Source organism: Bacillus sp. EB106-08-02-XG196, assembly GCF_013396335.1.
Taxonomy (GTDB): domain Bacteria; phylum Bacillota; class Bacilli; order Bacillales; family Cytobacillaceae; genus Neobacillus.
Genome location: NZ_JABWSY010000006.1, coordinates 257,528 through 274,920, shown reverse-complemented (window position 1 = coordinate 274,920; position 17,393 = coordinate 257,528). Strand labels below are relative to the sequence as shown.

Below are 17,393 nucleotides of genomic sequence, written 5' to 3'. Positions count from 1 at the left end.
AAAGGAGTACATATCTTGACTCACGAAAGGGAAATCCCCCATCCAAAGGGAAAGCTAACGATAGATAACCTCTCACAAGCTCTTTTTATTGTTAATCGCCATGCAAAAACAGCACCAAACCCCAAATATTTATATAAACTAAAGCATGAATCATTAAAAAAATTAATAGATGAAGGTAAGGCAAAAAAAATAGGACTTCATTTTTCGGAAAATCCTCGTAATAGCAAACAGCAGTCGGATGTCCTCGTTCAGTGCGGCCATTATACTTTTCATATTCCACCTTCTAAGTCTGATTTTGCTGAGCTTCCTCATTTGGGGAAATTAGATGGAAGTGTGAGAAATCCAAAAACCTCACTTTCTCTTAACCAAGCAAAAGGCATATTACAGCTATATACCGGCATTACAGAAATGGAACAGCCACCTTCAAATCATCGAAAAAACCGTCCATATCAAAAACCGATTTTTAAAAAGTTAGGAGAACGATATACGTAAAAAAGCCAAATTTAACTGGCTCTTTTACGTATTTTTATTTTGTACATAATTTCGCTACAGCTTATTGATAATTTTGTGAACTCACTCACAAGTCATAGACCCTTTTAACCAACAGGTTTACAATACAATCATAAGAAGACAAAAATCATAAAGAGGTGCCTTAGACATGAAAGGGACAGCGATTCTTTTTCAAGAGCAGAGGATTACATTTATTGAAGATGTTGAGCAGACAGTATTCGAAGAAATAAAAAACCAATGTGGCTGTGTTCAATGCAGCTGCAAGGTAGATAATAAAATTGTTACTTTCGATTCCGTCTCTCCCGTTTTCTGGCATGAAGATGAAGTTGATTGGGACTATGGTTATTAATAATACTCTATAATTTGATATAAACTCCCCCCCCTTTAAGAACAGCCTGATTATCATTCAGGCTGTTTTTATATTCTCACTGCACTCCCTTGTCCATTATTGTAGAATATTTCTATAAATCTGTTTATAATCAGAGTATTCATGAAAGCAATGGAAGGATGAACAAGGGTGGAGCATTTAATTAATACCAAAGTTCAAGGCATAGAAGTTTCAGGAATTAGAAAATTTTATAATATGGTAGCACACATAGACGATGTTATTTCATTTACAATTGGTCAGCCAGATTTTCAAACACCAGAGCATGTCAAGCTAGCCGGCATCCATGCAATAGAGGAAAATTTCACTTCCTATACACCTAATGCTGGAATCTCTGAACTACGAACTGCCGCGTGCGATTTTGTTAATAAGAAATATCGTCTTTCCTATGAACCAGATTCTGAAGTAATTGTCACAATGGGTGCAAGTGAGGCAATAGATATATCGTTTAGAACCATTCTAACGGAAGGTACGGAAGTCATCCTGCCAGGGCCTATTTATCCAGGATATGAACCGATTGTTCGTATGTGTGGAGCACTTCCAGTTCATGTTGATATAAGGAAGAATCAGTTCCGATTTACGTTAGAAATGATTAAGCCTTATATTACCGACAAGACACGCTGCATTGTTTTGCCATACCCATCAAATCCAACAGGAGTAAGCCTCACTGAGATTGAGTTAAAAGAAATCGCTGATTACTTGAAAGAGAGAGAAATCTTTGTCCTCGCAGACGAAATATACAGCGAGCTCACTTATGATCAGCACCATCTTTCGATTGCATCCTTTTTAAAAGAGAAAACAATCGTAATTAATGGATTGTCAAAATCTCATTCGATGACCGGGTGGAGAATTGGCTTCCTATTTGCTCCTAAAGATATTACCAAGCACATATTAAAGGTACATCAATACAATGTATCCTGTGCTAATTCAATTGCTCAGAAAGCAGCTTTAGCAGCATTAACCACGGGAATGGATGATGCTATCCCGATGAAAAGGGAATATATCCAAAGACGAGACTATGTTTACAATCGTCTTACTGCAATGGGGCTAAGTGTAGTTAAGCCAGATGGGGCATTTTATTTCTTTGTTAAAATCCCTGATTCAATCCCTTTGAATAGTTTTGACTTTTCTCTTGAGATGGTCCATCAAGCAAAGGTAGCAGTAGTTCCTGGAAGTGCATTCTCAGAATTCGGCGAAGGTTATTTTAGACTTTCTTTTGCCTGTTCACTTGAAACGCTGGAAATTGGGTTAAATCGAATGGAGCAATTTTTAAATAATCGGCTCTTTTAAACTTGGCTGTTGATTTGTGCTCCAGGCGCTTCGCTTTCCGCACAAATCAACAGAGTGCCAAAATATATAATAAGCTTTAACATAGCCAAATAATTAAAACACCCTCACTGCTAAAAAGTGAGGGTACGTCTGTTATTGACCTTTGTATTGTCCATTATTTTTGGATGCTTTTTCTTTTTTTGCTTTATCTTTATGAATTTTATTTGTTGCTGCTGATCCCATTTCATGAGCAAATTCTTCATTTAAGACAGCAGAATCAAATCCTTTTTTATTTTTTTGCTGCGGGTCATTCTTCTTTGTTCGTTTAGCCATATAAAGTTCCCTCCTATTTCAGCTTCTAGCTTATTTTTTGAAAATGGGAGGAATTTATACAACTCGTATTAGGACTTCCAATATTTATATAATGCCTGTGTTCCACTATTCTCCTCGCCCATTACAGTAAGTTGATCATACAGCGATTTTGCCAATGCTAAACCAGGAACTTTCATTTCCATTTGCTCTGCTTCATCTAAGGCGATTTTCATATCCTTAATGAAATGTTTTATGTAAAATCCTGGTTCAAAATTCCCGTTCAGCATTCTTGGAGCAAGATTACTTAATGACCAGCTTCCAGCAGCGCCAGTGGTAATACTTTTTAACACTGATTCTGGATTTAATCCTGCTTTTTCGGCATAAATGATGGCCTCACAAACACCAATCATATTTGAAGCTATCGCAATTTGATTACACATTTTTGTATGCTGTCCTGCACCTGCTTTTCCCTGATAAACAATATTTGTTCCCAGGAGACTTAGAAGTGGTCTTATCGCTTTAAAGTCTAATTCTTCTCCGCCTACCATAATGGACAGTTTCGCTTCCTGTGCACCAACATCACCGCCAGAGACAGGGGCATCAATAGTATGAATACCTTTTTCATTTGCAGCCTCATATATTCTCCTTGCAAGTGAAGGAGCGGAAGTCGTCATATCGATGAGATAACTATCTGGTCTTGCATGATTAACTAAGCCATTTTCACCTAAATAGATTTCTTCCACATCAGAAGGATAGCCAACCATTGTAATAATAACATTAGCCTTCTCTGCCATTTCTTTTGGCGAATCTACCCAAATAGCGCCTTTTTCTACTAGTTCATCTGACTTTTCCTTAGTTCTTGAAAAAACAATTAAGTGATACCCAGCTGCCATTAAATGCCCAGCCATACTTTTTCCCATAACACCTGTCCCAATAAAACCAATTACAGTATTTTCTGGAGTTAACAAAATAAATCAATCCTCCGATCACGAATTTTCACCTTTTATTATATATGGAATAACGCAAAAAAACCGGAACTAAGTACTTTCCGGTTATCGTGCTCAATCTCCAAATTTATGCACCTACATAGTTTCTCCTAGTTCAAATCATGATAAACACAAATTTCAAAGCTCTGATGAAAAATTTGTTAAGTAGACACGTCCAAAAACTTCCTGATTATTGTATATTTCAATCGAAACTGCTTGGTTTTTCTCAATCATATTCTCTATTTCATGAATGTGTAAGTCTTCCTTAAGGGGGAGCGGATCCATAAAAATATACTTTTCACTTTTTCCCTTTACCTCTAAATATTCCCCATTTAAAACTTGCTCTTCTCCGTATATGATTTCACGTTTACCAATTGCAGCAACAAGCTGATCATCATGTATCGTAACCTTTACTTTATATAACTCATGTCTATCTAAAATTTCATTATTAATTCTAAAACGGAATTGAAGTTCATTATTCTTCGTTAACAAGGCATCGGCGTAACGATTTACAATTAGTTCTTTTGATAGGGGTAATCCACAACCAGTAAGGATAGTTCCAATAAACATGATACACACTAGAACAAAAACCATTTTTCTACTTCTCCGCATGTTTAAACACTCCTTTATGTTTTTACCTTAACCAAATATTTTTGGTAATAAACGTAAAATGAGGTTGATTATTGGAATAATAACTATGAGGTTAAATAGCTTTAATCATGCCCCCATCAACTAAAAACGAACTCCCTGTCATATAGGTGTTAGCATCCGATAGAAGAAAAGCTGCTACGTTGGCAAATTCCTCAGGTGTTCCATATCTCTTAAGAGGAATTGTCTCTTTCATTGATAATTCAACCGTTTTTATGTCGACTCCTTGTTTATCCGCATTAATTTGATCTAAATGCTTAACACGATCAGTTGCTATGCGACCTGGCGCGATTGTATTGATTAAGATATTGTAGGAAGCAAATTCAGATGCTAATGACTTAGATAGTCCAACAATACCGGTTCGAAAGGTATTAGAGAGTATTAAGCCTGGTATTGGCTCTTTAATTGAAGATGAAGCGATGTTAAGAATCTTTCCTCCATCCTTTTTTAGGTAGGGCAATGCTTCACGAATGACACGTACATATGATAATAAATTTAATTCAAATGCACTTTGCCACTCATCATCTGTTAAGTCCTCAAAAGTTCCAGCAGGCGGCCCCCCTGCATTATTAACAAGTAGTTGAAGACCTCCAAATGTTTCTATTGTTTTTGATACAAGTAGTTTAATATCTTCTGTCTTTGTAATATCTGCTTTTTGGAATTCAACACTGCCCTTCCCGATGGATGCTAATTCCTCAGCCTTCTTTTTAAGTTTTTCCTCATCTCTGCCTGAAATCATTACATTGGCTCCTTCTTTTACTAACGCTTGTGCGATAGCATATCCCAGCCCTTGGCTGGAAGCAATTACGAGCGCTGTTTTCCCGCTAAGATTTAAATCCATCATACATCCCCCTTTAACTTGTCTATTTCTATTATACTAAAAATTTCCTCGTATTCATAAAACATGTACGACAAAAAGAGACAGAATCATTCTGCCTCTTTGAAATAAAGTATTATTTTGTTGCAGCATTAACTGCTTCAATTACTTGTGAAGTTGTTTGCATATTTAAAACCTGAGTGGCAAGCTTCTCCATTTCGGCTTTACTTAACTTTTTAATTTGAGACCTTGCTTTTAGGATAGACGTTGCACTCATTGAAAATTCGTCTAATCCTAGACCTAGAAGAAGTGGGATCGCTGTTTCGTCTCCAGCCATTTCACCGCACATCCCAGCCCATTTACCTTCTGCATGTGCAGCATCAATAACCATCTTCACCAATCGCAGAATAGACGGACTATATGGCTGGTAAAGGTAGGATACACGCTGATTCATCCTATCTGCCGCCATTGTATATTGGATTAAATCATTCGTTCCAATACTAAAGAAGTCAACCTCTTTAGCGAATTGATCAGCTAAAACAGCAGTTGAAGGAATTTCAACCATAATCCCTAGCTCAATATCTTCGGAAACCTTTTGGCCAGCAGAAATAAGCTTTTGTTTTTCCTCTTCAAGGATTGCCTTCGCTTCACGGAATTCATCCAAGGTTGCAATCATCGGGAACATTACTTTTAAATTACCATAACTGCTTGCACGAAGAAGTGCACGAAGCTGGGTACGGAAAATATCCTGCTCCTCCAAGCATAAACGAATTGCCCGGAATCCTAAAAAGGGATTAAGCTCCTTTGGTAATTGAAGGTATGGAAGCTCTTTATCGCCGCCGATATCTAATGTACGAACAACCACTGGCTTACCATTCATACCTTCTAATACAGCCTTATAAGCCTCAAATTGTTCTTCTTCAGTAGGAAGCTGGTCCCTTCCCATATAAAGGAATTCAGTTCTGTAAAGTCCTACACCTTCTCCACCGTTTTCGATTACTCCCTTTAAGTCATTAGGAGTACCAATATTAGCGGCTAATTCAACATGATGATCGTCCGCTGATACCGTTTTTTCATTTACAAGCTTTGCCCATTCTGTCTTCTGAGCTTCATATTGCTGATGAATGTTACGGTATTCCTCCACTAGTTCAGGAGTAGGATTAATATGTACTTCACCTTTAAGACCATCAACAATGACTAAATCACCATTGTTAATATCTTCTGTAGCACTTTTTGTTCCTACTACTGCTGGAATTTCCATGGATCGAGCCATAATCGCAGAATGAGAAGTACGTCCGCCAATATCAGTTGTAAACCCTAATACGTATTGTCGGTTTAGTTGAGCAGTATCGGATGGTGTTAAATCCTCGGCTACAATAATTACTTCTTCAGCGATCATACTTGGATTTACTAATTGTACACCTAGTAAATGTGATAGAACGCGCTTTGTAACATCACGAATATCAGCAGCACGTTCCTTCATGTACTCATTGTCCATTTGTTCAAACATCATAACAAACATGTCTGCTGTATCTTTTAATGCAGCTTCTGCATTTACTTTTTCTGACTTAATCTTATCTTCAATTGGTCCATTTAGTTCTGGGTCAGTTAGCACAAGTAAATGTGCCTCAAAGATAGCTGCTTTATCTGCACCAAGTTCAACCTGAGCGCGATCTCGAATTGCCTCAAGTTCTGCTTTAGATTTCTCTATAGCTTCCTTAAAACGAGATACCTCTGAATCTGCATCCTCTATTGTCTGTTTCTCAAATGATAAATTTGGTTCCACTAGCCGATATGCTTTTGCAATGGCAATGCCATTGGAAGCAGCGATTCCCTGTAAAAATGTCATTACTCAGCCAGTCCTTCTTTTTTCAATAATTCATTAAGGCTTCTTATTGCTTCTTCACTGTCACTGCCCTCTGCACTAATTGAGATATCTGCTCCTTGGCCAATTCCAAGAGACATGACACCCATAATAGATTTTAAGTTAACTTTTTTACCCTTATATTCTAAATTGATTTCTGAATCAAATTTGCTCGCGGTTTGTACAAGCAGGGTTGCAGGTCTTGCGTGGATCCCTGTATCAGCTGTTACTTTAAATTGTTTTTCTGCCATGTTAAATCAAACTCCTTCTCGTTAATGTAAAATGACACTCGCTATTACATATCTAACAACATTTAGTCAGATAAGTTTAACTGAACTAATTGTTATATTATCTCCAAGAGAATATGAAGTATGTAAACAGCACGTCCCATTTATTTTTTGAAATTCATACAATTGCTAGGATAACATTTTCGAACAATACAGACAACATAAAACCATTTATGTAAGCGCATTTAAAAATCGACATCTTGTTTTTTTGAAAAAGTTCACTATTTTGCCATAAATAATAGCCTAATTTTGTAAAAAAAGAAATAAGCTGACCTTTTAGGCAGCTCATTGTCTTCGTTTAGCTTTTTAATTTTTTGTCCTGCTATCAATCGACAGTACCAGTTGCAATTTTCAGGGCTGTTTCTAATTCTTCTGTGTATTTTTCTTTGGCTGTATCATCCCATTTTAATTTTTCGGTCATATATTCTATTACTTGTTTTTTATAGCCGTGGACATCACTAATATTGAAAAGAACCGAACCCGTTCTCCTTGTAAAGAAATCTATTGGTGTTGCAGCCATTTCACATTGAATGGAATACACTAGCTTTGCAAACAACTGGTTTGGAATGCCGTATTTTAACGCATCATTTTTATTCTCCAATAGTAAATCATAAACCTCATCAACATTGGAACCATACATGAGAGCTAACTGTTCTGACTCTAATGAAGTAAGTCCTTTTTCGATACCCTTAGCTGTTTTTTCAATGGTATAAGCAGGATAATTATCCGATCCTCCTACATGGCCACCAGAGATAGGCAAATTCTTTGTTTTACAGTTTTGATAACTGATACTTTTTTCCTTCCCTAGACTTACTGATATTCGATCAACAATGGCCTCTGCCATTTTTCGATAACCCGTTAATTTTCCTCCAGCTATCGTAAGCAAACCAGTTTTAGACTCCCAAATTTCATCCTTACGTGATATTTCCGATGCAGCCTTTCCTTCCTCATAAATGAGCGGTCGTAACCCAGCCCAGCTTGACTCAATGTCATCTTCGGTGATTGCCACCTTAGGAAACATATATTGAATTGATTTGATTAAGTATTCTCGATCGTTATTAGTAATGAAAGGCTGGAGCTTATCTTGATTATAAAAAGTATCCGTTGTGCCAACATACGTTTTTCCTTCACGAGGGATAGCGAATACCATCCTTCCATCAGGGGTGTCAAAATAAATGGATTGCTTCAAGGGAAAACGGCTTTGATCTATTACAAGATGGACACCTTTGGTTAATTGCAGGGTTTTCCCATTTTTAGAATGATCGAGTTCACGCACTTCTTCCACCCATGGACCCGCAGCATTAATAATTTTTTTAGCACAAATCTGATATTTTTCTCCTGTTAACTGATCCTCAACAATGACACCGGCAACCATTTGATTTTTATAAACAAAGTTAACGACTTTTGTATAATTTATTGGAGCTGCGCCGAATCGATATGCCTCTTTTATTATTTCCACTGTCAAACGAGCGTCATCCGTACGATATTCAACATAACAGCCGCTCCCCATTAAGCCTTCCTTCTTCAATAATGGTGCTTTTTCTAATGTTTGTTCTTTTGTTAACATGGTTCTTCGCTCAATACTTTTTACCCCTGCTAAAAAATCATAAAGTCTTAACCCTATCGATGTGCTCAGCCTTCCAAAGGTTCCTCCTCTATAAATCGGAAGTAACATCCATACAGGTTCTGTTACATGAGGACCGTTTTCATAAACAATTGCTCTTTCTTTACCAACTTCAGCTACCATTTTCACTTCAAATTGTTTTAAATAACGAAGTCCGCCATGAATCAATTTGGTTGAACGGCTTGATGTACCAGCAGCAAAATCCTGCATTTCAACTAGTGCTGTTTTCATACCTCTAGTTGCAGCATCTAGTGTAATCCCTGCACCAGTAATCCCCCCGCCAATAACTAGAACATCAAATTCCATATTTTTCAAGTTATCAATCATTTCATTTCTATTTATGTTAGAAAATTTCATCACTTTTCCTCCTAAATAGAAAAAGACTACCAATTTTATTTAAATGTAATCGCAGCCTTCACGGCCTTTCTCCAGCCATTGTATAGGCCGTCACGCTGGTCTACTGCCATTTTCGGTATGAATTTTCTATCGATTTCCCATTGCTTTGATATTTCTTCCTGACTTTCCCAGAATCCTACTGCAAGGCCAGCTAAATAGGCTGCTCCAAGCGCTGTTGTTTCACTTACTTTCGTCCTTTCAACTGGTACATTTAAAATATCACTTTGGAATTGCATTAACAAATTATTTTTTACAGCACCACCGTCTACGCGAAGTGTTTTCAGTTGTATTAAGGAATCTGATTCCATAGCTGAAAGTACGTCTTTGGTTTGATAGGCTAATGATTCAAGAGTGGCCCTGATAAAATGCTCCTTCGTTGTGCCTCTTGTTAAGCCAAAAACAGCACCTCGTACATCACTATCCCAGTAGGGTGTCCCCAAGCCAACAAATGCAGGAACAACATATACACCATCCGTGGAATCCACTCTGCCAGCATAGGACTCACTATCCTTAGCTTCCTTAAACATCCTCAAACCATCACGGAGCCATTGTATAGCAGATCCTGCAACAAAGATACTTCCTTCAAGACCATATTCGACCTTCCCGTTCAGCCCCCAGGCGATAGTTGTCAATAAGCCGTTTTCTGACCGAACTGCTTTATTTCCAGTATTCATCAACATAAAACAACCTGTTCCATACGTATTCTTAGCCATACCCGGCTCAAAACATGCTTGCCCGAAAAGTGCTGCCTGCTGATCTCCAGCAATCCCGGAGATTGGTGTTTCCCTGCCAAAAAAATGATAATCCACGGTCTTCGCATAAACTTGAGAGGAGGGCATCACTTCTGGAAGCATACATTTGGGAACATCCAATATCTTCAATAATTCATCGTCCCATTGGAGGTCATATATATTAAACATTAGTGTCCTTGATGCATTGGAATAATCGGTTACATGTGCACGGCCTCCGGATAGCTTCCAAACAATCCAAGTATCAATCGTTCCAAATAAAAGCCTGCCTTGCATTGCTCTTTCACGCGCTCCATCGACATGATCCAAAATCCATTTTACTTTTGTTCCTGAAAAATAGGCATCTATAAGAAGACCCGTTTTCGAGCGAAAAAGATCACTAAATCCATTTGTTTTCAATTCCTCGCAAATATCACTTGTTTGCCTTGATTGCCAAACGATTGCATTATATATCGGTTCTCCTGTTTCCTTATCCCAAATCACAGTAGTTTCCCTTTGATTGGTGATGCCGATACTAGCGATATGCTCTGGTTTTATTCCCGATTCAGACAAAACTTCAGCGATAACAGATAGTACGGAACCCCAAATTTCATTAGCATTGTGTTCCACCCAGCCAGGTCTAGGAAAATACTGAGTGAACTCTTTTTGTGCAGAAAAAACAATTTTCCCCTGCTTATTGAATAGAATAGCTCTCGAGCTTGTTGTACCTTGGTCTATAGAGAGAATAAATGTCTCCAAAGAAATCCCCCTATTCACTATATGGTTTATTTTCTATTAATAAAACTAGATGGGTAATTCTAATTTTAGCTTCTAGGCTCTTCCAAATATTGAAATAATACGTCTCCACCCCGCTGGCCTATGCCGCGAAAATGTTTAAAGTCATCCCTTTTAACAAGGAACTGACGAAATTCCATAAAGTCTTCCTTCTTAACATAGTATTCTGAAATTTCACCTGATTTAAGTTTTTCTAAAATATCGATCACATATTGTTCCTGCATATTCTTCATCACCTCTTTTAACATTTTATAGTAAGATTCATGATAATAGTCAACAATTGCCCCTTATTCCCATGAAAATAAGGCTATAAATGAAAACGATTGCAATTTTTACAAATAATTAACTAAATTGTCAAATAAAATCCTTTACGAAACTATGAAAGTAGTGCAAACTGTTATGTAAATAAGTATATACAATTTGTCAAGTAAAGGGAGAGAGACTTATGAAAAAAGCAGAAGTTGGAAATATCATTGAATTCCGTGGCGGATTAAAAGGGATTGTAGAAAAGGTAAATGAAAATTCTGTCATAGTCGACCTGACATTAATGGATAATTATCGTGATCTAGAATTGGATCAGCGGACAGTTGTCAACCATAAAAATTATAAGATAGTAAAAGAAAGCGCTTATTAATTTCATAACTTTGTAGATTAGGCAGCCAATGGCTGCCTTTTATTTACTTATCCTGTCCAGCTTCTTTTAGTAACTGGTCTTTTGATTTTACTTTTCCATGAGGATTTTGGTCTTGTTTACGAACAGTCCATTCCCGCTCTTGTTGACTTTTAGATTTGCTCATCGTCCTGCCTCCTTTCCATTCACCTTACTATTTTTTTCAATTTCTTCATTCTTATTAGTGAAATCATTCAAAAGTGTGAATGTAATCATTTCCTTTCATAATTCTTTTTTGTTAAAATAAATTTTATTGTTAGAAAGGAGGTAATCGATACTTGATGAATCGTTATTTTGATCCTCGGCTGATTACTGGGTTAATCATTTCCCACGCTCTTATGTATTTCACTTTTTATGACCGGGCAATATTCTGGTATATATTCACTGGCTCACTCCTTGTTTTAATCACTTATGCGATGTTTCAAGAAGCTGTGGATGATGAAGCATCATTTTTTAAATATCTCTCTATTGGTACAGTAACAGGATTAATCCTCTATTTTGTTTTTTGGATGGGGATTCAAGCCTTTGACCTTCTAAATCTGCCTTTTGGAAATAGTGTTAATAAACTTTATCGCTGGTTTGCTCCTGAATTATTTTGGCAATACCTCGCACTAATTTTAGTGGCAGCTCCTGGTGAAGAACTCTTTTGGCGCGGGTTTGTTCAAAAAAGACTGCTTCATTACTTCGGACCATTAACGAGTATTTTTATTGGTTCACTGCTTTATGCTTCCGTTCATGTTTATTCAGGTACACTAATGTTAATGCTTGCAGCATTCCTGTCAGGGCTTATGTGGGGTGCACTATATTTATGGAAGAGAAGTATGCCTTTAGTCATTGTTTCCCATATTGTTTTTGACATTATGATTTTTATTATTTTACCGTTAAAATAGGAAAAGCACCTGTCTAAAGTAATGGACAATGCTTTTCCTATTTTTATGATTTATTTACTTTATCGTTTAGAGGCTTCATCCATAAAAGGATAAAAAAGATAAGACTAATATAGCCAAACAATGGGTAAAGATTAGACAAAAGTTTACTATAGTCAATAAGACTGATGATATAAGAAACGATAAAGATAAAAGAAATCGTTACGAAAGTAGGGACATTAACAAATTGTTTTAACTGACGATCGAGTCCAAACACATTTCCAATGACTGAAGTGAAAATTTCCCCATAAATAACAAGGACAAATATCCAATAAAAAAATGGTGCTATCTGCTTCATAATTATCGCCATCGGTATCTCATAAATCTCTAAGTTTGGCAGCATAATCAAGGTGAAATGGCTTGAAATTAAAATGACAGTTAATGCTGTCCCTCCTAAAATCCCTCCCCATTTGATGGTCCAATCATCCTTAATTTCATTTGCAATCGGAACTAGCACAGCTTGTGCCAAAGCAAGGTTTAAAGCTGTATAAGAAAAAGGTGCTAAGATACTTTTCCAACCATCTTCTGCATGGGGTACAAATAATAAGTGATTTAAAAAATCTGGCTGTTTAATAGAAAGTGTCATTAACATAAGACTGAAGCAAATCATAATGGGAACCACAAATGAATTGACTGCAAATAGCCCCTTTGTACCAACAAGCATAACTAAAAAAGATAAAAAAATAGTTATAAACACTCCTAAATTCTTAGAGAAACCTAATTGTTCCTCAAACACGGCTCCTGCACCTGCAAGCATTACTGCACTTACTCCTAATAACATAAAAAGCATGATTATATTAATACCCCTGCCTGCCCATTTCCCAAACAAGTGTACATTAAATTCCTGATACGAAACGGCATTAATCCGAGCAGCAATTCTCATCAACTTTGACCCTAATACGATAAGGAAGTAGCCGCTCAATAAAATACTTAAAAACCCAATGAAGCCAAACCGTGAGAAAAACTCAACGATTTCTCTTCCTGTAGCAAATCCCGCACCGACAACTGTACCAACGTAGACTGCGGCGATTTGGAAAGCTGCTGACCAATTTCTTTTCACCTCATCTCCCCCTTAAATACAATATATGAGCGAAGGGACAAACAAAGACGAGCTTTTTTATAATGAATACAAATTCTCCTTTGAAGATATTACCATAAGCAGACTACTTGAAAGTCAAAAAAGGTCAAAGTATACTATTTGCATAAGGTCAAATATAGTCAAAGTCAAAAAATAACTATTTTATTTTAGGAGGGTTTATTTTATGCTTTGTCAATTGTGTAAAGAAAACCAAGCCACTGTTCAATTAAAACTAAACTTTAACGGATCTCATAGTGATATGAAGCTGTGTCATGAATGTTATGCTGCTAATAAAAATAAAATCAATTCTGGGTTTGTACCTAAAATGAGTTACTTCCCTGGTTTTCCTTTAGAAGATTTATTTTTGAATATGAAGCCTAATGAAATGATCCAGCCAAATAGCCAGCAGCAGGCTGGCGAGCGTAAGGGAGGTGGCTTTATTGATCAATTCGGGAGAAATCTAACCCATATGGCCAAAGCCGGTCTGATTGACCCAGTGATTGGTCGTGATGAAGAGGTTAAAAGGATTATTGAAATATTGAATCGCCGTAATAAAAATAATCCGGTGTTAATTGGTGAACCTGGTGTCGGGAAAACCGCTATCGCCGAAGGTCTAGCAATGAAAATTGTCGATAGACTAGTGCCAGCTAAATTAAAAAATAAAGAAGTTTATTTGCTAGATGTTGCTTCTTTAGTCACCAACACTGGTATTCGCGGTCAGTTTGAAGAAAGAATGAAGCAATTGATTGCTGAATTACAGGAGCGTAAAAATATTATCCTGTTCATTGATGAAATTCATCTCCTAGTGGGGGCTGGTTCAGCTGAAGGGTCTATGGACGCCGGTAATATCTTAAAACCAGCTCTCGCACGAGGTGAACTTCAGCTAGTAGGTGCAACTACTTTGAAGGAATATCGTCAAATTGAAAAAGATGCTGCTTTAGAACGTCGTTTCCAGCCCGTTCAGGTTGCAGAACCAACAGCCGAGGAAGCCATTGAAATTTTAAAAGGAATAAAGAAAAAATATGAGGACTTTCATGAAGTAAGCTATTCTGATGCTGCACTAAAAGCATGTGTTCAGTTGTCACACCGTTATATCCAAGATCGTTTCCTGCCGGATAAAGCTATTGACTTACTAGATGAAGCAGGTTCTAAATTAAACCTATCTTCAGATGGTAATGGCAAGGAGCAGATTGAGAACCGAATAAAAGAAATATCCCTTCAAAAAGAATCGGCTCTTAAAAATGAAAACTATGAACTAGCTGCAACACTTCGTGACGAAGAAGCTAAGCTAGAAAAGTCATTAAATGAAACATCTGAATTCAGTAGACCGGTTATCGAGATATCACATATCCAAGAAATTATTGAACAAAAGACCGGTATTCCTGTTGGTAAATTACAAGAAGATGAGCAGCAAAAGATGAAATACCTTGAAGAAAGTCTAAATATAAAAGTCATCGGTCAGAAAAAAGCTGTTGAAAAGGTGGCAAAGGCCATAAGGAGAAGCCGTGCCGGCTTGAAATCAAAGAATCGTCCGATTGGCTCTTTCCTTTTTGTCGGTCCAACGGGGGTTGGTAAAACAGAGCTCTCCAAAACACTCGCCGAAGAATTGTTTGGTTCAACTGAAGCAATGATTCGACTCGATATGAGTGAGTACATGGAAAAACACAGCATTTCGAAACTAATCGGTTCACCGCCAGGCTATGTAGGTCATGACGAAGCTGGGCAACTAACTGAAAAAGTACGAAGGAATCCATACAGTATTATTTTATTAGATGAAATTGAGAAAGCCCATCCAGATGTCCAGCATATGTTTTTGCAGATTCTCGAGGACGGGCGTCTAACAGACAGTCAAGGAAGAACCGTTAGCTTTAAGGATTCTGTTATTATCATGACTAGCAATGCTGGGGTAGGACACAAAACCGTTCATGTTGGTTTCGGTACGAATGAGGCAATAGCAGAAACTTCTATCTTAGATTCACTGGGCAGCTTCTTCAAGCCAGAGTTTTTAAACCGTTTTGATAGTATTATAGAATTTAACTCCCTTAATAAAGAAAATATCATGCAAATAGTTGATTTAATGATAAATGATTTACAGGAAACCCTAAAAGAACAAAATATTGAATTTACTATTACCCTAGAAGCAAAAGAAAAACTAGCAGAGTTAGGCTATCATCCAGCATTTGGTGCACGTCCGCTTCGTAGAGTGATTCAAGAGCATATAGAGGATAGAATCGCAGACTTTATTCTAGATCAGCCTGAGGAAAATCTTTTATCCGCTATCGTCGAAGATGGTCTTCTGAAAGTAACTTCAGGAAATATAGAAGTTTATTAATAAGGAAAGCGAAGCCTTTGTGGCTTCGCTTTTCATTTATGACTATAACTTTTGGTCCTCAACAGAATTTAACCAAACCTCGATTTCGCCAACAACAGATTGTACACAGCCATCCTCAAAAGGTGAGATTAGATTAGCTTCTTTCACAAGTCTTGTAAATGACATACTGCCACCAAGCTTGCAAAGATTTACATAATCAATCCAAGCCTCTTTTTGGTTTTCTCTCGAACGTTTCCAAAATTGGAAGGCACAGATTTGTGCTAAGGTATAATCAATATAATAGAAAGGTGAGTTGAAAATATGTCCTTGCCGCTGCCAGAAACCACCATTCTCTAAATACGTATTCCCGTCATACTCTTTATGAGGTAAATATTTCTTTTCAATTTCGCGCCATTGCTGCTTTCGTTCCTGCGGTGACGCTTCCCAATTTTCATATACCCAGTGTTGGAATTCGTCAACAGAAACACCATACGGCAAGAATAATAAAGCATCACTTAAATGTGAAAATTTATATTTATCGGTATCTTCCTTAAAGAATAAATCCATCCATGGCCAAGTAAAAAATTCCATACTCATCGAATGAATTTCACAAGCCTCGTAAGTTGGCCAATAATATTCAGGGATTTCAAAATTCCTGCTTGAATAAACCTGGAAGGCATGCCCTGCTTCATGTGTAAGCACATCAATATCCCCAGAAGTCCCATTAAAATTTGAAAAGATAAACGGAGCTTTGTAGTTTTCAATGAATGTACAATAACCTCCACCAGCTTTACCCTTCTTTGCCACAAGGTCCATTAGGTTGTTATCCTGCATAAATTGGAAGAACTCTCCTGTTTCCTTTGAAAGATCTTCATACATTTTTTGTCCGTTTTCAATAATCCATTCAGGACTGCCCTTTGGTACTGCATTGCCTGTTTGATATTTGAAGCCTTCATCATAATATTTTAATTTATCCACCCCAATTCGTTCCTGTTGCCGTGCTTTTAAAGAGGTCGCAATTGGAACAATAAAATCCTTCACCTGCTGACGGAAATTCGCCACCATCTCAGAATTGTAGTCTGTTCTCATCATTCGGTAGTAGCCAAGCTCAACAAAATTTTCATACCCCAACGCATGGGCAATTTCCGTTCTTACTTTAACAAGATCATCATAAATTCGGTCGAAATCTGCCTCATGCTCAGCTAAAAATCCAAATTTCGCTTCATTTGCACGCTTTCTCATTTCCCTATCAGTTGATTCAGTAAAAGGCTCTAATTGCGCAAGGGTGCGTTCTTCCCCTTCAAAAATAATTTTTGCTGATGCAATCAGTTTTGTATACTGTGTTGAAAGTCGATTTTCTTTTTGTAATAAAGGAACTATCTCCGGTTTAAAGGTCTTTAATTGTCCTTCAGCTAAGGCAAATAATTGTTTGCCCCATTTAGCTTCTAATTCGGTGCGAAACTTGGACAGAACAAGCGCCTGATAATATTTAGTAACCAGTCCCTCAATTTCTGGCTGCATTTCATCCATATAATCTTGCTCTGCTTTATAAAATTCATCGTTAGTGTCAACGGAATGGCGAATATAGCAGAGATTGAACATTGTGCCAATATCATTTCTAATTTCATTTACTTCGTTCATCGCCAAGCTTTGCTCTTCTACTGAATTTGCATTTTTAAATTTTTCTATTGCACCCTCGAATCGCCCTGTAATACTTTCTAGGTTGGGACGGGTATATGTATACTCTTCAAATCTCATTGAAACATCCCCTTTAGCTATAAATTTCA

At 37.2% G+C, this 17,393-nt stretch carries 18 protein-coding genes; 6 read left to right on the top strand and 12 right to left on the bottom strand.

The features are described 5' to 3' along the window. The first annotated feature begins 15 nt into the window (after positions 1–15). The 3 genes from MLOOGBEN_RS11825 (at position 16) to MLOOGBEN_RS11815 (ending at position 2,185) form a co-directional block, all read left to right on the top strand. Entirely contained in the window at positions 16–492 is a 477-nt protein-coding gene (locus tag MLOOGBEN_RS11825) for a YkyB family protein (protein WP_218781149.1), read from the top strand. A gap of 166 nt (positions 493–658) precedes the next feature. Continuing rightward, entirely contained in the window at positions 659–859 is a 201-nt protein-coding gene (locus tag MLOOGBEN_RS11820) for a hypothetical protein (protein ID WP_179158442.1), read from the top strand. A 168-nt stretch (positions 860–1,027) separates the two neighbouring features. Then, entirely contained in the window at positions 1,028–2,185 is a 1,158-nt protein-coding gene (locus MLOOGBEN_RS11815) for an aminotransferase A (RefSeq protein ID WP_179158441.1), read from the top strand. A gap of 132 nt (positions 2,186–2,317) precedes the next feature. Here the strand turns inward: MLOOGBEN_RS11815 and MLOOGBEN_RS11810 are convergent, their stop codons facing one another. The 9 genes from MLOOGBEN_RS11810 to MLOOGBEN_RS11770 all read right to left on the bottom strand — a co-directional run bounded on the left by MLOOGBEN_RS11810 (position 2,318) and on the right by MLOOGBEN_RS11770 (position 10,845). Then, entirely contained in the window at positions 2,318–2,497 is a 180-nt protein-coding gene (locus MLOOGBEN_RS11810; RefSeq protein ID WP_095247833.1) for a hypothetical protein, read from the bottom strand. Between the two features lie 68 nt (positions 2,498–2,565). Then, the gene (locus tag MLOOGBEN_RS11805; RefSeq protein ID WP_179158440.1) at positions 2,566–3,444 is read right to left on the bottom strand and encodes an NAD(P)-dependent oxidoreductase; all 879 of its coding nucleotides are present in this window, start codon (positions 3,442–3,444) and stop codon (positions 2,566–2,568) included. A gap of 156 nt (positions 3,445–3,600) precedes the next feature. After that, positions 3,601–4,074, bottom strand: a complete 474-nt coding sequence (locus MLOOGBEN_RS11800; protein WP_179158439.1) for a hypothetical protein — start codon at positions 4,072–4,074, stop codon at positions 3,601–3,603. 91 nt (positions 4,075–4,165) lie between these two features. Beyond that, the gene (locus tag MLOOGBEN_RS11795; RefSeq protein ID WP_179158438.1) at positions 4,166–4,951 is read right to left on the bottom strand and encodes an SDR family oxidoreductase; all 786 of its coding nucleotides are present in this window, start codon (positions 4,949–4,951) and stop codon (positions 4,166–4,168) included. A 112-nt stretch (positions 4,952–5,063) separates the two neighbouring features. Continuing rightward, entirely contained in the window at positions 5,064–6,776 is a 1,713-nt protein-coding gene (gene ptsP, locus MLOOGBEN_RS11790) for a phosphoenolpyruvate--protein phosphotransferase (RefSeq protein ID WP_179158437.1), read from the bottom strand. Beyond that, on the bottom strand, positions 6,776–7,042 hold the full coding sequence (locus MLOOGBEN_RS11785; RefSeq protein WP_179158436.1) for a phosphocarrier protein HPr: 267 nt from the start codon (positions 7,040–7,042) through the stop codon (positions 6,776–6,778). Before MLOOGBEN_RS11785 ends, ptsP begins: the two co-directional genes overlap by 1 nt. 361 nt (positions 7,043–7,403) lie before the next feature. Then, positions 7,404–9,059, bottom strand: a complete 1,656-nt coding sequence (locus MLOOGBEN_RS11780; RefSeq protein ID WP_179158435.1) for a glycerol-3-phosphate dehydrogenase/oxidase — start codon at positions 9,057–9,059, stop codon at positions 7,404–7,406. 35 nt (positions 9,060–9,094) lie between these two features. Then, a complete protein-coding gene (glpK, locus tag MLOOGBEN_RS11775; protein WP_179158434.1) occupies positions 9,095–10,585 on the bottom strand; it encodes a glycerol kinase GlpK in 1,491 nt (496 codons plus the stop codon). A 65-nt stretch (positions 10,586–10,650) separates the two neighbouring features. Further along, the gene (locus MLOOGBEN_RS11770) at positions 10,651–10,845 is read right to left on the bottom strand and encodes a hypothetical protein (RefSeq protein WP_179158433.1); all 195 of its coding nucleotides are present in this window, start codon (positions 10,843–10,845) and stop codon (positions 10,651–10,653) included. A gap of 221 nt (positions 10,846–11,066) precedes the next feature. Here MLOOGBEN_RS11770 and MLOOGBEN_RS11765 point away from each other — a divergent pair, with 221 nt between their 5' ends. Further along, entirely contained in the window at positions 11,067–11,255 is a 189-nt protein-coding gene (locus MLOOGBEN_RS11765) for a YkvS family protein (protein WP_090758199.1), read from the top strand. Between the two features lie 43 nt (positions 11,256–11,298). On the opposite strand, the gene MLOOGBEN_RS29205 is transcribed toward MLOOGBEN_RS11765, so the two are convergent. Further along, positions 11,299–11,418, bottom strand: coding sequence for a DUF6254 family protein (locus MLOOGBEN_RS29205; RefSeq protein ID WP_221820470.1), 120 nt, complete (start codon positions 11,416–11,418; stop codon positions 11,299–11,301). 154 nt (positions 11,419–11,572) lie between these two features. Here MLOOGBEN_RS29205 and MLOOGBEN_RS11760 point away from each other — a divergent pair, with 154 nt between their 5' ends. After that, positions 11,573–12,181, top strand: coding sequence for a CPBP family intramembrane glutamic endopeptidase (locus MLOOGBEN_RS11760; protein ID WP_256989062.1), 609 nt, complete (start codon positions 11,573–11,575; stop codon positions 12,179–12,181). A 43-nt stretch (positions 12,182–12,224) separates the two neighbouring features. Here MLOOGBEN_RS11760 and MLOOGBEN_RS11755 read toward each other — a convergent pair whose 3' ends face one another. Continuing rightward, positions 12,225–13,277 carry a YkvI family membrane protein gene (locus MLOOGBEN_RS11755; protein WP_179158432.1) on the bottom strand — a complete coding sequence of 351 codons (1,053 nt, stop codon included), beginning with the start codon at positions 13,275–13,277 and terminating at the stop codon, positions 12,225–12,227. Positions 13,278–13,479: 202 nt separating this feature from the next. Here MLOOGBEN_RS11755 and MLOOGBEN_RS11750 point away from each other — a divergent pair, with 202 nt between their 5' ends. Then, positions 13,480–15,627: an ATP-dependent Clp protease ATP-binding subunit gene (locus MLOOGBEN_RS11750; RefSeq protein ID WP_179158431.1), complete on the top strand. Its 2,148-nt coding sequence runs from the start codon at positions 13,480–13,482 to the stop codon at positions 15,625–15,627. Between the two features lie 42 nt (positions 15,628–15,669). On the opposite strand, the gene MLOOGBEN_RS11745 is transcribed toward MLOOGBEN_RS11750, so the two are convergent. After that, complete coding sequence (locus MLOOGBEN_RS11745) at positions 15,670–17,364, bottom strand: M3 family oligoendopeptidase (RefSeq protein WP_179158430.1); 1,695 nt, start codon at positions 17,362–17,364, stop codon at positions 15,670–15,672. Between the last annotated feature and the right edge of the window lie 29 nt (positions 17,365–17,393).